Genomic DNA, 13,584 nt, shown 5'->3' with positions numbered 1-13,584 from the left:
CTCTTTTTTGGAATTTTTATTTTCTTAATCCTAATTCCTTGATGATAGCACGGTATCTTACGATATCCGTTTTGATCAAGTAATCAAGTAAGCTTCTTCTTTTACCTACTAACTTTACTAGAGAACGCTCAGTGTTATAATCTTTACGATTATTTTTTAAGTGTCCTGTTAAGTGATTAATTCTGTGAGTGAATAAAGCAATTTGACCTTCTGTAGATCCTGTGTTTGCTTCAGCACCACCGTGTTTTTTAAAAATTTCGTTTTTTACTTCTTTAGTTAAATACATGCTAACATTAAATTTTGTTATTAATAATTTTTATGTATTGATAATCCACGTTATCAAGGCTGCAAAGATACTATTATTTTTCAATTAAACAACTGCTGTTTTGTTGAGAATAGAAGCGAGTAGATGGTGATGAATTTAATTGGAAGAATCGCTTGGTTTTTGTATTTGTAATTCAAAAAAAAAGCCTCATTTATATGAGGCTTTCTGTATTAAGATCTTATTTTTTGATTTGAAATTAAATCAATGTATAAATTTATTTGTGTTTTTAAATCTTTTCTTTCGTAGATGGCATCTAGAAAGCCATGCTCTAATAAAAATTCTGAACGTTGAAAACCTTCTGGTAAATCTTTTCCTGTAGTGTCTTTTACAACTCTAGGTCCTGCAAAGGCAATTAATGCATTTGGTTCTGCAATATTGATATCTCCAAGCATTGCAAAAGAAGCTGTAATTCCTCCTGTAGTAGGATCAGTACATAATGAAATATATGGAACTTTCGCCTCAGCCAACATGGCTAATTTAGCGGAAGTTTTAACCATTTGCATTAATGACAATGGAGCTTCTTGCATACGGGCTCCTCCTGATTTCGAAATCATTAGGAAAGGAATTTTGTGTTTGATAGAGTAATCAATTGCTCTGGCAATTTTTTCACCTACTACACTTCCCATAGAACCTCCGATAAAAGCAAAGTCCATAGCTGCGATCACTATATCTTGCCCTAAAGATTTTCCAACGGCAGTTCTAACAGCATCTTTCAATTTTGTTTTTTTCTGAGCGTCTTTTAATCTATCTGGATATTTTTTAGTGTCCTGAAATTTCAATGGATCTGCAGCCTCTAGGTTTTTGTCTAATTCTTTGAATTTACCATCAAATAAAATTTCAAAATACTCAGCACTACCAATTCTTACGTGGTAACCGTCTTCGCGACTTACGTATAAGTTTTGTTTTAAATCCTCAGTGTCAACAATTTTTCCACTAGGAGTTTTGTACCATAATCCTTTAGGTACATCCTTTTTAGCTTCAGTAGGAGTATGAATTCCCTTATCTATTCTCTTAAACCAAGATGACATATATAATCTGTTTTAGGGGGCTAATTTACTAAAAAAATAAAAGAGAAACTGAATTATTTTTCAGTTTCTCTTTCTATAAAATTTAGATGTAAATTAAGTGCTTAAAGCGTATTTACATTATTTAAGTCTTCAAATGCTTTGATCAAACGCGTTTTTAAAGTCGCTTCACCTGCACGTAACCAAACTCTTGGGTCGTAATACTTTTTGTTAGGAGCATCAGGTCCAGTTGGGTTTCCAATTTGAGAGGCTAAATATTCAGCATTAGCGCCCATATAATCTCTAATTCCTTCCATGAAAGCATACTGTAAATCAGTATCAATATTCATTTTGATAGCACCATATCCGATAGATTCTCTAATTTCTTCAACAGAAGAACCAGAACCACCATGGAATACAAAATCAATAGGGTTGTGTCCTAATCCGTGTTTCTCTTCGATGAATTTTTGAGAATTGTCTAAAATTTTCGGAGTTAATTTAACGTTTCCTGGCTTGTAAACACCATGAACATTTCCAAAAGCAGCAGCAATTGTAAATCTTGAAGAAACTTTAGAAAGCTCTTCGTAAGAATAATTTACTTCTTCTGGTTGTGTGTATAATTTAGATTCATCAACATCAGAGTTGTCTACACCATCTTCTTCACCACCTGTTATTCCTAATTCAATCTCTAAAGTCATTCCCATTTTATCCATACGAGCTAAATACTCTTTACAGATAGCAATGTTTTCTTCTAAAGGCTCTTCTGATAAGTCAATCATATGAGAAGAAAATAAAGGAGCACCAGTTTCTGCAAAGTGCTTTTCAGAAGCATCTAATAAACCGTCAATCCAAGGTAATAATTTTTTAGCTGCGTGATCTGTATGTAAAATTACAGGTACTCCATAAGCAACTGCCATTTCATGTACATGCTTAGCACCTGCAACAGCTCCTGCAATAGCAGCTTTTTGATCAGTATTGTCTAAACCTTTACCAGCGTTAAAAACTGCTCCACCATTTGAAAATTGAATGATTACTGGAGAGTTTAATTCTTTAGCCGTTTCTAATACAGTGTTAATTGTATTGTTACCTGTTACGTTAACAGCAGGTACAGCGAATTTTTTAGCTTTTGCTAATTTGAAAATTTCTTGAACTGCATCTCCTGTAGCAACTCCTGGTTTGATATTGTGACTCATGTTTTGTTTTTTTTAATTTGTAACAAAAGTAATAATTTTTATTCTTCTTTCGACTTTTTAGACGGAGTGATGTAGAATAAAATACGAAAACGTTGTAGGTGTAATAGTCAAATATTTAAGTGTTTGAGTTCTTGAATATCTGCTTTGTTTTGGTCTGATTAGAATGGATAGTTGATTCCGATATTCAACACAGCATTGGATAAGTCGTAATTTTGGAACCATTTATTGTTGGTTAAATAAGGTTCGTAGGTTTTAAATGCTAAATCTAATCTTAACACCAAAAAGTTAAAATCATACCTAACACCAAATCCAGAACCCACGGCTATGTTTTCTAAAGATTTTAATCCTGTAAATTTCTCTTCGTCGGTTGTTAAGTCGGAGTTGGTGATGTCCCAAATATTTCCGGCATCAACAAATAAGGCTCCTTTCAGACTTCTAGAAAAATCAAAACGATATTCGAGACTGGTGATGAATTTAAAATTTGAAACATTGTATTCCAAACCTGAATTGCTGGATCCTGGCCCTAAGTCATAGGTTTTCCAAGCTCTAATATCATTGGATCCTCCAATGAAATAACTGTTTGTAAATGGTATTTCATCTGAATTACCATAAGGAATGGCAACGCCTAAAAAAGATCTATAGGCCAGTACGCTGCTAGAAGAGGTTCTCCAGAATTTTTTAAATTCAAAATCGGTACGTACAAATTGCGCAATTGGAATGTCTAAAAAAGTTTTGACATCGCCGTCTCTTGTTTGTGTAATTGCCGAAGTTAAGTTTCCTGATGCGGCAATTTTAGCTTTAAAGAAAAAATAACTATTGTCTTTAAAATTAGACTGTGTATTATAGGTGAATGCGTAGGTGATAGACGGACTTACATAATTAGTGGTTAATATAGCATGCCTTTTTTCAATGTTCTTGGCTATTTTATATTCATCAGGATTGCTGTTGTTAAAGTCGTTATCTATTTGGTTGTTTATAAAACTCAAAGCATTTAAATGGCTAATAGATTCAGAAGGGAAATAGGTTTCTTGAATTGTTTTTAACTTGCTATATTCTGACGAATAGATGTCGAAATAGGAATCAGTGTTTAAGTTTTTTACAAACTGTGCATTGATAAATTCAATGGTGTGTTTTTTTCTTTTTGTAGCTTGCCAGCTTACATCAATAACACCCGTAAATTTTTGTTTGTCTAAACCAATATTTTTTTGAAAACTGGTACCCAAAGAGAAAACTGTTTTAGGCCCCATTCTTTTTGGAATCAATTTGTTGTTGATAAACGGAAAAACAAAACGAGGAATTTCTAAAGAAGCATCAGCACCAATTTCCCATGAATTAAAAGGAGTATCGTCGGAACCGGTGTTGTTTGAAACATCAAAGATGGAACCTTGAAAAGATAGTTTGAAAATTTCAGCTCCTTTAAAGGTGTTTCTGTTTAAGAAGGAGAATCCTCCTGAAAAACCTAGTTGCTTAATGTTAGAATGTATGGCTTCGGTATTTAATCCGATAGAATATTTTTTCAGCGGAGTTAAGATTATGGTTGCCGCTAGCTCCTCGTCATTTAATTCGTTGTATTTTACTTTGACAAGTTTGAAGTTTTTTAAGGACTTTAAATGATTTCTGGTTAAATTTCGGGCACTGTCCTTGTAAATATCATTGGGTTCAATAAAGATAGAATTCAATAAAGCTTTTGGTCGATATTTTAACTTGTCATGAGAAAAGAAATTGTAACCTTGATACGAAACGGAGTCTTGAAAGACATCATCTTTTTTATTGTAAGAATAATCGGCAATGATATTAATTGCTTTTATGGTTTGAATTTTTAAAGGATGGGTATAAACCTTTCCGCTTTTTTCAGAAACACGATTGGCAATCTTCAACAAAACATCTGTTTTGTAATCAACACTAGCGGTGTCTATTTCATAAAAACCAATCAAGTTTTCTGTAAAATGATAGATACCGTTGTTTCTGTATAAATTTGTAAGCCGCTTGGCTTCTTTTCTGAAGTTTAAATCTTTATAGCGATCTCCTTCTTTTAAAAAAGAAAAGTCTTTGTGCGTGTTGTAAATAGAATCTGCTACCTGTGATTCTATTAATGTACTTGTTTTGTTTAAAAAATAGGGCTTGTTTTTTGTGACAGCATATTCTATGGTTATTTTTTTAATCCCTAAATCAGGTTCATTGGTCACTTCAGCATCAAAATAACCTTGGTTGAAATAATAGGTTCGCAGTTTTTTTACACTGGCTTCCGTTTTGTTGATGTCGTGAATTACAGGAGCTTCTCCTTTGGTTAAAAACCATTTGTGCAAATCTTTATAAGATTCCCCCATTTTTAAGGTTTGTTTTCTAGAGAAGACTTTGTTTAAAAATTTTGAAGTTTTAGGATTGTTTTCGATCCATTTGGCATGGTCCTCTTTGTAATTGATGTTTCCAAAGTTGTAAAAAAACAAAGAAAGCGGCAATCCAATTGATTTTTGATTCGGTCTTTGAATAATTAAATCGTTTACTTCGGTGTTGACGGTGTTTTTACCATCGACAATAATTTTATTTTTGCTCAGAAGGAAATCTCCCTTTGGGACATATTTTGTTGAAGTACATGAAGTGATAAAAAGCACACTGCATACAGTAAGTCTGACTAGTATTTTGAAATTGTTTTTCAACAAAGGATTTTTAATTTTGTCCAAAAATAACACTTTTGTAGGTTAAAATAGCGAACACGAATAACTGTTTGTATTTGTTTTTAGTATTCGATGCTAAAAAGTGTATTTTTGCTGCTTATAACAACTATTTTGTATGAGTTTTTCTAAGAATCAAACCAAAGTAATTAATAAACTTCGCCAAAAAAAGTACCGAATGAAAGAAGGGCTTTTTGTGGCAGAAGGAATAAAAGTAGTGAAGGAATTACTAGCTTCTTCATTTGAGTTAGATACTTTGTTTGTAACAGAAGCTGCAAGTGAAAATTTTACATCGTACAAGGTTGAAATTGTAAATGAAGTCGATCTGAAAAAATTAAGTTCTTTAAAATCACCAAACGGGGTGTTGGCACTGTTTAAAATTCCTGTGGAAAAAGCATTGAATAGTTCTGGATTGGTATTGGTTTTAGACGAGGTTAATGATCCGGGTAATTTAGGAACCATTATCAGATTGTGTGATTGGTTTGGTATACAACAATTGGTTTGTTCTGTGAATACTGTGGATTGTTATAATGAAAAAGTGGTGCAGTCTACCATGGGGTCTTTATCTAGAGTGGCCATTAATTATGTTGATTTGCTTCCTTTTTTAGAAAAATGTGCGTCTCCTATGTATATAGCCGATATGGTTGGTGAGAATGTTTACGAGGCAAAGCTACCTAAAGAAGCGGTGCTTATTATGGGGAATGAAGCCAATGGTATAAGTGATGCTGTGCGAGATTATGTCACAAATAGTTTGTCTATTCCAAGGTTTGGAGTGATACAAGCCACGGAGAGTTTAAATGTGGCTACAGCAACGTCTATTTTGTTGAGTGAATTTAGAAGAAGAGTGTAGTCTTACTCAAAAGCAAACTTTATAAAAATAGCTTGTGTTCCCATAAAATCAATTGGGTCGGTGTAAGGACTTGATGGTTGTGCTTCTGATTTGTTGTCGGGCATTAATTCATTTGTTATGGCAAATTGTCCTCTAATAGAAGGAGAAAATTTAAAATATGGAAAGTAAAAATCCATACCGATACCTACCTCATACATGAAATTAGCTTTTTGCATTCTAAAAACATTAGTGCGATTGTCGTTAGGATTTGAAGATTTACTAGAGAAATTATGGTCGTATGAAAATCCACCAATAACATAAGGTTTGATGTTGTTCATTCTGTTGGCGCTGAATTTCATCAAAATAGGTAAATGCAAATAAGTCGCTGATATTTCTGCACTAGAATATTCAAATCGGCTAGAAGTTCCTTCTTCACCTCCAAAAAGGTCATCAACAAAATTTATGGTTCCAGCACTACTTGAAAGTCCTGGCTCAAAACGTAAGTTTAAGTTGCTATTGATACGTATGTCTCCAATTAAACCAACATTAAAACCAGATTTTTTATCGTAAGTTACATGTGTGTTTTCAGTACTACTTTCTTTGTAGTTGAATTTATAATCAATACTATTTAATCCTAAATAAAAACCCCAATGCACTTCGTGTTTGTCAAAATTTGGCAATTGGGTCACAACTCTTCTTTGTCCGAAAGCATTAAAAAATACACTAATACATAAGAAAGGGATAATAAAACTAATTTTTTTCATACGAGTTTTTTCAGGTTTTAAAAGTAACGAAAACATTCTAATTTATTTAGTTGCGGTATAAATTGAAGCAACGCCAAAAGTTACAGGAATGTCTTTTGTATTAATAAACCCATTTTTTTCTAAAATATTGTTGAAAGCTTGTCCGTAAGGAAAAGCATTTGCTGATTCTGATAAATAAGAATAGGCTGTTTTGTCCTTAGAGAACAATCTTCCTACTAAGGGCAAAATATATTTTGAATGAATATTGTAGCCTTGTTTGAAAGGTGTTTTAGTAGGAACGGCTGTTTCTAGGACAACAAATTTTCCACCAGGTTTTAAAACGCGTAAAATTTCTTTTAAACCTTTGTCTAAGTTTTCAAAATTACGTACTCCAAAAGATACGGTAATAGCATCAAAATAATTATCGCCAAAAGGAATGTTTTCAGAGTCACCCAAAACCATTTCAATTTTATGGGTTAAATTTTTTGAAGCTATTTTCTGTTTTCCAACTTCGAGCATACCAGCAGAGATGTCTAATCCTACTATTTGATCGGCATTTAATTCCGACATCATAATAGCTAAATCACCTGTTCCCGTAGCGATGTCCAATATTTTTTTCGGCTTGTTTTCTCCAACAAGTTGAATCACTTTTTTACGCCATTTAACATCAATACCAAAGGAAATGACTCTATTTAAATCATCGTAATTTTCAGAGATATTGTCAAACATTTGAGCAACTTGCTCTTTTTTACCAAGGTTTGAATCTTTATAAGGTGTGATTTTTTTTGACATAAGAATGGGTAAGCAATTATCCGTTGATGGCAACAACAGCACTAATTTTGTTAGGAATCATTTCTTTTAGCATTGTTTCAATACCGTTTTTTAAAGTTACGGTAGAAGAAGGGCAGCCACTACAAGCACCTTGTAAAATAACATTGACCACTTGAGTTTCTTCGTCATACGATTGGAAAATAATATTTCCACCATCAGCCGCAACAGCTGGTTTTACGTATTCTTCAAGAATTCCTGCTATATCTAAAGAAGTTCCTTCCAATGTATTTATATCTATGGTTGGTAGGTCTACTTTTGCCATAGCAATTGTTTCGTCAACAATAAGTTTGTTACTTTCAATATAAGATTTGATAAACATTCTCAAGTCATTTACCACATCAGAAGTCCATTCAACACTGTCGTTTTTAGTAATAGAAACATAGTTTTCAGTAATAAAAACTTCTTTTACATAAACGTATTGAAATAATTCTAGAGCCAAAGGAGAATTTGTAGTTTCCTCCACTTTTTTGTATTCGTAGTCTTTTTCAGAAAGCAGTCTGTTACTACCAAACTTCATTACAGCTGGGTTTGGTGTGCTTTCAGCATATATTTCAATTCTAACTTTTTTAGGAACAGCGGCGTCTGTAATTACACTGTTTCCTTGGTTTAAATAAAGTTCAACCAATTCTCTTATTTCTTCCTGAATATCTTCCCATTCTACAATGTCAAATTTCTCGATAGCCAAAAAGTTAGCACTAATAAAAACTTTGCTAACAAATGGCAAATGAAATAATTGCTTTGATAAGGGTGACTCTTTCGTTTCGTCAACATTATTGTATTGATAGCTACCGCCTTTTGTTAACAATTGGTTGCTATTAAATTTAACAATATTAGGATTGTTTGTCGCTTCTATGGAAATTTTATGAATACTCATCAGAAATAAAATGTTTCTGCAAAAATAGGCTAATTAGTCTAAAGGCGAAAGTATGAAAGAGCCAAAGTTTAAAAGTATAGTTGTTAAAGTGTGAAAGATAAAGTTGCGGTAATTTGTGAAGTGTCAAAATCTAGATTGGCAGCGTCTATTTCGTCATAATCTCCATAAAAATCATAAGCACTTAAATACTTTGAGTTTTGGTATGAAAGATCAAGTTTGGTGTTTTTTAAGGTGATACCAAACCCAAAAGAATACCCTTTGTTAACAATTTCATCTGCATTCTCTTCGTAAATGCTATCTTCCATAAAATAACCTCCTCTAAAACTCCATTGTTTTAAGCGCCATTCTGTACCTAAGCGTAAAGTCGCACTATTGTCGTTTAAGTCGCTTTTGAAATTTTTATTATCATTCAAAAAACCAGTGGAATTTCGGTTTTCTGATAAATGAATTTTTTTATAATTACTTAAGGAATAATCAATACTAATTAAACCATTTTGTTCAAAAACATAAGCGCCACTAAAAGTGAATTTACTAGGTGTTTTAATAGCATAATTAAAACTAGACAAGGCGTAGTAGTTGCTGTTAGAGTAATTTCGGTTAATGTCAGTAGCTTCGATTTGTGTGCTTCCATCAAAGCCATCTGCTTCTAAAATATTAGTTTCTTCAGTAGTGTCATAATACCAAATTGGACTTTGGTAGGCCAATCCAAACCTTGCATTTGGACTTAGTTTTGCAATTAAACCTACTCCTAAAGAAATTCCATTGCTTATTTGCGATTGGTATTGTGAGTAATCTGCAAAAAGCGTGTTTCCGTTTCCGTCATTATTTATTTCGCTTAAAAAAGTGTTTTGCGTAAAACTTAATTGATGAGAATTTAAACTAGCCCCCAAATAAAGAATGTCTTCATAAGCAGAGGAAAATGAAAAAGTAAATACTTCAGCATTTCCATTTGTATCATTGGTGAAATTTTGTTCTTCTGCAATAGTATAATCTGAAATTGGATCTCTTCCATCGAAAGGATGGTTGATGAAAGTTGCGTATTTGTTTGTATTATTACCTGTAACTGTATAGTTGTTGTTAAAGTTGTTTAGGATGCTGTAATTGAATCCAATCGCAAATTTATGCCAAGGACTTCTATTGGCATTTTCAAAAATAAAAACGGCGCCGACTTGAGGAACATTTGCTTTTGTGTTTTCACTGTAAGTCGTAGTTCCGTAGTAAGCTGCATTTGTTTTAATAGTATTGACACTTAGACTTCCAGAAAATTCACTGTGACTAAAAACAGCCCCTGAAGCTGGGTTTGTAAAGGTAGCACTGATGTCGCCACCAAGAGCTCCAAAGGCACCAGCCATGGCGTTGAATCTGGCAGATCCTTGGAAATTGTTTTGAGAAGCTAATTTACCTAAATCTTCGTAACTCAAGGATTGTGAAATAGCGTTTTGAGCATAGCAAATCGCTAGAAAAAGGAAAAATATTTTTTTCATGGGTATGTTGTTAAGATTGTTTTAAAAGTTTATCTCCTTCTTGATGAAGAGCTTCTGCTTGATGATGAAGAACTACTGCTTGAAGATCTTCTACTAGGACTGTAGCTCGAAGAACTTGAGCTGCTGCTACTGCTGCTTGGTGTGTAACTGTTGTTGCTGCTAGAACTTGATTTTCTATATGTATTTGAACTAGAGTTGGAGGAGCTTCTTGAACTAGAGCTACTTCTTCTAGGTGTGTATGTCTTTTTTGAAGAACTCTTGGAAGAGGTTGTAGGTTTTTTATAGGTTGAGCTACTTCTACTGTAGGTACTTGATCTTCTGGTTGGACTTTTACTCGCAGAACTTTTTGTGTATTTAGAAAAAGTAGACGAACTTCTTGACGCGCTTGAGCTTGGAGTTCTTCTGCCTGTAGTATTTGGAGTAACGGAAGAACTTCTGCTATAAGTACTGTTAGCACTTTTAGAATAAGTAGTGTTTCGTTTTGAGTAGGTAGAATTACTCGTTGTACTTCTTTTTCCGTAATTGTAATACCTAGAATTGTTATTGTAGTATCTGTCGTTGTAGTAATTATTTCTATAGTAAGGACGGTAATTGTTGTAACCGTAATAATTATAGTCCCAATACCCCCAATTGTTTCCAAAATGAAAGTTATTGTAACCCCAATTAGACCATCCAAAACCGTAATAAGCATAAGGTCTGTAACTAAAACCATTATTCCATCCCCAACTAGAGTTCCAATAAGGATCCCAGTAATTACCATGGTCTACTTGTATGTAAATAGTTTGGTTTGAATTGGTGTTCTGATCGTTATCAACTTCAGGTTCAAAATATTGTTCTTCTTGATTAGGGTCGAAAGATTCGTCGAGGTTTAAATCTGCAATACCATTAGAAAATGTACGGTTGTAATCTCTTTGCGTATTATTTGATTGTCTATAAGTTGGTCTTGAGGAATATATTCCGTCAGAATATTCCGTATAATATGCAGAAGAACCACAAGATTGAAGTCCGAATATAGTCAATACAATAATAATCGTGTAGCTCAATTGTCTGGTGTATGGAATATAAACTTTCATAATCATTATGTTTTTATTGTTGAAGAATCTAAAATTAACTAGTTTTGCCAGATGATAGCAACCCGTTACGTAGGTTGAAATTACAATATTTATGCCAAACTTTTTTTAGATGAGCAAGAAATTAACAAAACGCAGTGAAGATTATTCCAAGTGGTATAATGAGCTGGTTGTAAAAGCCGATTTGGCGGAGAATTCCGCAGTAAGAGGTTGTATGGTGATTAAACCTTATGGATATGCCATATGGGAAAACATGCAAAAAGCCTTGGATGAAATGTTTAAAGAAACAGGACATGAAAATGCTTATTTTCCATTGCTAGTTCCCAAAAGTCTTTTTGAAGCTGAAGAAAAAAATGCAGAAGGCTTTGCTAAGGAGTGTGCTGTGGTAACACATTATAGATTAAAAAACGATCCGGATAGAGAAGGAAAGTTAATGGTAGATCCAAATGCCAAATTGGAAGAAGAGTTAGTTATTCGTCCAACCAGTGAAGCAATTATTTGGAATACTTATAAAGGTTGGATTCAGTCTTATAGAGATTTGCCACTTTTGATAAATCAATGGGCAAATGTAATGCGTTGGGAAATGCGAACAAGATTGTTTTTACGTACCGCTGAATTTTTATGGCAAGAAGGACATACTGCTCACGCCACGGAACAGGAAGCTGTAGAGGAAACAACAAGAATGCAAGGAGTGTATGCTGATTTTGCAGAGAATTTTATGGCGATGCCAGTTGTAAAAGGAGTGAAGACAGAAAGTGAACGTTTTGCTGGAGCTGTTGACACTTACACCATTGAAGCCCTGATGCAAGATGGAAAAGCATTACAGGCAGGAACTTCACATTTCTTAGGTCAAAATTTTGCAGAAGCTTTTGATGTGAAATTCACAAATAAAGAAGGAAAACAAGATCATGTATGGGCAACCTCATGGGGGGTTTCTACTCGTTTGATAGGAGGTTTAATTATGACACATTCCGATGATCTTGGCTTAGTGCTTCCTCCAAAATTAGCGCCTATTCAAGTGGTTATTGTTCCTATTCATAGGAACGATGAACAATTGGATGCTATTTCTGAAAAAGCTTTGGAAATAGTTGCAGCTTTAAAAAAGAGAGGAGTTTCCGTTAAGTTTGACAATAGAACAACGCACAAGCCAGGTTGGAAGTTTGCAGAATACGAATTAAAAGGGGTGCCAATTAGAATAGCTTTGGGGCCAAGAGATTTGGAAAATGGAACTTTAGAGCTTGCAAGAAGAGATACTTTAGAGAAAAAATCTTTAGAACAAGAAGGTATTGAAGATGTTATTGTAGCTCTTTTGGAAGAGATTCAAGAAAGTTTATTTGCCAAAGCAAAATCTTTTAGAGACGAACATATCACGAAGGTGGATAGTTTTGACGAGTTCAAAAAAGTAGTAGAAACCAAAGGAGGGTTTGTTTTAGCACATTGGGATGGTACCGAAGAAACGGAAGAAAAAATTAAGAAGGAGACGAAGGCTACAATACGCTGTATAGCTATTGATGCTGAAAATGAGGAAGGTAGTTGTGTCTATTCTGGGGCGCCATCAACTAAGAGAGTTTTGTTTGCAAAGGCCTACTAAAAAAAAACGAAAAAAAGTTCAAGTTTTGTTTGCAGGATTTGAAATGTAGTGTATCTTTGCAACCGCAAATCGAGAGAGATGTGAGCGTTTTTTTAAATATTGAATCAGCAAAAATAAAGACAAAAAAAATGAAATAAATTTTGTCAGCTTTAAGAAAGTTTGTATTTTTGCCTCGCTTTAAAAAAGCAGCAATACTGGTCCGTTCGTCTAGGGGTTAGGACGCATGGTTTTCATCCATGTAACAGGGGTTCGATTCCCCTACGGACTACAAAAAATTAAGTTTTTAAAAATATTTAAGTTATGGCAAATCACAAGTCAGCATTAAAAAGAATTAGAAGTGACCGCGAAAAGCAGTTGAGAAACAAATACCAGCATAAGACTACAAGAAATGCTGTTAGAAGTTTGAAAGCTTTGACTGAAAAGAAAGAAGCGGAAGAAAAACTTCCTGCTGTAGTTGCTATGTTACACAAGTTAGCTAAGAATAATATTATTCATAAAAGCAAAGCTAGTAACTTACAATCTAAGTTGACAAAGCACGTATCTGCTTTGTAAGCCTAACCAAAACTATTAAAAAGCCTCAAGTTTTACTTGAGGCTTTTTTTTGTTCGCTATTTTTTTCGGCAATTTAAAAGCTAGAAGTGGGGTCGGTTTGACTTGGGAAATCGGGTTAAATCTTGTGTTATTTTTAGGGATCAGGTGCAAAAACTGGGTTTCATTAATTTCAGGCATAAATTTTGGTCAATCTAAATAAGAAAAATTTTAGGTCAGTTACGCCTCTAAAATTTCTTCTAAAGTCTTTGATTTTGGCGTTAAAAGATTCAGCTGCTGCATTTGTACTTCTGTTATTGAAGAAGTTTGCAATTGAGTCATAATGCACCTGGAATGTTCTCATTACTGTGGCAAAATTTTTAAGTCCACTTTGTTCGACTTCTCTAAACCAATGTGCCAATCTAGTAATGGCAATAGTT

Annotated in this window: 13 protein-coding genes and 1 tRNA gene; 4 read left to right on the top strand and 10 right to left on the bottom strand. The window is 33.8% G+C overall.

The genetic code is table 11. The annotated features are described in order from the left end of the window. Positions 1–16: 16 nt before the first annotated feature. The 4 genes from rpsO to tamL all read right to left on the bottom strand — a co-directional run bounded on the left by rpsO (position 17) and on the right by tamL (position 5,203). Positions 17–286, bottom strand: a complete 270-nt coding sequence (rpsO, locus tag FGM02_RS13280) for a 30S ribosomal protein S15 (protein ID WP_139958871.1) — start codon at positions 284–286, stop codon at positions 17–19. A 209-nt stretch (positions 287–495) separates the two neighbouring features. Beyond that, positions 496–1,353, bottom strand: a complete 858-nt coding sequence (gene accD / locus FGM02_RS13275) for an acetyl-CoA carboxylase, carboxyltransferase subunit beta (protein ID WP_139958870.1) — start codon at positions 1,351–1,353, stop codon at positions 496–498. 101 nt (positions 1,354–1,454) lie between these two features. After that, the gene (gene fbaA, locus FGM02_RS13270; RefSeq protein WP_139958869.1) at positions 1,455–2,522 is read right to left on the bottom strand and encodes a class II fructose-bisphosphate aldolase; all 1,068 of its coding nucleotides are present in this window, start codon (positions 2,520–2,522) and stop codon (positions 1,455–1,457) included. A gap of 158 nt (positions 2,523–2,680) precedes the next feature. Next, positions 2,681–5,203, bottom strand: coding sequence for a translocation and assembly module lipoprotein TamL (gene tamL / locus FGM02_RS13265; protein WP_243739406.1), 2,523 nt, complete (start codon positions 5,201–5,203; stop codon positions 2,681–2,683). 109 nt (positions 5,204–5,312) lie between these two features. Here tamL and FGM02_RS13260 point away from each other — a divergent pair, with 109 nt between their 5' ends. Then, the gene (locus FGM02_RS13260; protein ID WP_139958868.1) at positions 5,313–6,044 is read left to right on the top strand and encodes a TrmH family RNA methyltransferase; all 732 of its coding nucleotides are present in this window, start codon (positions 5,313–5,315) and stop codon (positions 6,042–6,044) included. A 2-nt stretch (positions 6,045–6,046) separates the two neighbouring features. Here the strand turns inward: FGM02_RS13260 and porT are convergent, their stop codons facing one another. The 5 genes from porT to FGM02_RS13235 form a co-directional block, all read right to left on the bottom strand. Continuing rightward, positions 6,047–6,787 (bottom strand): type IX secretion/gliding motility protein PorT/SprT, encoded by a 741-nt coding sequence (gene porT / locus FGM02_RS13255; RefSeq protein ID WP_139958867.1) that lies wholly within the window; start codon positions 6,785–6,787, stop codon positions 6,047–6,049. A gap of 42 nt (positions 6,788–6,829) precedes the next feature. Continuing rightward, positions 6,830–7,558 (bottom strand): bifunctional demethylmenaquinone methyltransferase/2-methoxy-6-polyprenyl-1,4-benzoquinol methylase UbiE, encoded by a 729-nt coding sequence (ubiE, locus tag FGM02_RS13250; protein WP_139958866.1) that lies wholly within the window; start codon positions 7,556–7,558, stop codon positions 6,830–6,832. Between the two features lie 16 nt (positions 7,559–7,574). Further along, positions 7,575–8,471, bottom strand: coding sequence for a NifU family protein (locus FGM02_RS13245; RefSeq protein ID WP_139958865.1), 897 nt, complete (start codon positions 8,469–8,471; stop codon positions 7,575–7,577). Between the two features lie 83 nt (positions 8,472–8,554). Continuing rightward, the gene (locus FGM02_RS13240; RefSeq protein ID WP_139958864.1) at positions 8,555–9,955 is read right to left on the bottom strand and encodes an OmpP1/FadL family transporter; all 1,401 of its coding nucleotides are present in this window, start codon (positions 9,953–9,955) and stop codon (positions 8,555–8,557) included. 29 nt (positions 9,956–9,984) lie between these two features. Further along, positions 9,985–11,028: a hypothetical protein gene (locus tag FGM02_RS13235; protein WP_139958863.1), complete on the bottom strand. Its 1,044-nt coding sequence runs from the start codon at positions 11,026–11,028 to the stop codon at positions 9,985–9,987. A 109-nt stretch (positions 11,029–11,137) separates the two neighbouring features. Here FGM02_RS13235 and proS point away from each other — a divergent pair, with 109 nt between their 5' ends. The 3 genes from proS to rpsT all read left to right on the top strand — a co-directional run bounded on the left by proS (position 11,138) and on the right by rpsT (position 13,168). Then, the gene (proS, locus tag FGM02_RS13230; RefSeq protein WP_139958862.1) at positions 11,138–12,616 is read left to right on the top strand and encodes a proline--tRNA ligase; all 1,479 of its coding nucleotides are present in this window, start codon (positions 11,138–11,140) and stop codon (positions 12,614–12,616) included. A 196-nt stretch (positions 12,617–12,812) separates the two neighbouring features. After that, positions 12,813–12,884 (top strand) — tRNA-Glu (locus tag FGM02_RS13225). A 32-nt stretch (positions 12,885–12,916) separates the two neighbouring features. Then, entirely contained in the window at positions 12,917–13,168 is a 252-nt protein-coding gene (gene rpsT / locus FGM02_RS13220; protein WP_139958587.1) for a 30S ribosomal protein S20, read from the top strand. Between the two features lie 169 nt (positions 13,169–13,337). Here rpsT and FGM02_RS13215 read toward each other — a convergent pair. Further along, a partial coding sequence (locus tag FGM02_RS13215; RefSeq protein ID WP_243739405.1) for a transposase occupies positions 13,338–13,584 on the bottom strand: 247 nt, incomplete at its 5' end.

Source organism: Flavicella sediminum, assembly GCF_006381105.1.
Taxonomy (GTDB): Bacteria; Bacteroidota; Bacteroidia; order Flavobacteriales; family Flavobacteriaceae; genus Flavicella; species Flavicella sediminum.
The sequence above is the reverse complement of the archived record's forward strand: the minus strand, read 5'-3'. Positions and strand labels throughout refer to the sequence as shown.

Excerpts from the sequence above, each read along its gene's own strand:
- rpsO (WP_139958871.1), bottom strand. The coding sequence starts at position 286 with ATGTATTTAACTAAAGAAGTAAAAAACGAAATTTTTAAAAAACACGGT.
- accD (WP_139958870.1), bottom strand. The coding sequence starts at position 1,353 with ATGTCATCTTGGTTTAAGAGAATAGATAAGGGAATTCATACTCCTACT.
- fbaA (WP_139958869.1), bottom strand. The coding sequence starts at position 2,522 with ATGAGTCACAATATCAAACCAGGAGTTGCTACAGGAGATGCAGTTCAA.
- FGM02_RS13260 (WP_139958868.1), top strand. The coding sequence starts at position 5,313 with ATGAGTTTTTCTAAGAATCAAACCAAAGTAATTAATAAACTTCGCCAA.
- porT (WP_139958867.1), bottom strand. The coding sequence starts at position 6,787 with ATGAAAAAAATTAGTTTTATTATCCCTTTCTTATGTATTAGTGTATTT.
- ubiE (WP_139958866.1), bottom strand. The coding sequence starts at position 7,558 with ATGTCAAAAAAAATCACACCTTATAAAGATTCAAACCTTGGTAAAAAA.
- FGM02_RS13245 (WP_139958865.1), bottom strand. The coding sequence starts at position 8,471 with ATGAGTATTCATAAAATTTCCATAGAAGCGACAAACAATCCTAATATT.
- FGM02_RS13240 (WP_139958864.1), bottom strand. The coding sequence starts at position 9,955 with ATGAAAAAAATATTTTTCCTTTTTCTAGCGATTTGCTATGCTCAAAAC.
- FGM02_RS13235 (WP_139958863.1), bottom strand. The coding sequence starts at position 11,028 with ATGAAAGTTTATATTCCATACACCAGACAATTGAGCTACACGATTATT.
- proS (WP_139958862.1), top strand. The coding sequence starts at position 11,138 with ATGAGCAAGAAATTAACAAAACGCAGTGAAGATTATTCCAAGTGGTAT.
- rpsT (WP_139958587.1), top strand. The coding sequence starts at position 12,917 with ATGGCAAATCACAAGTCAGCATTAAAAAGAATTAGAAGTGACCGCGAA.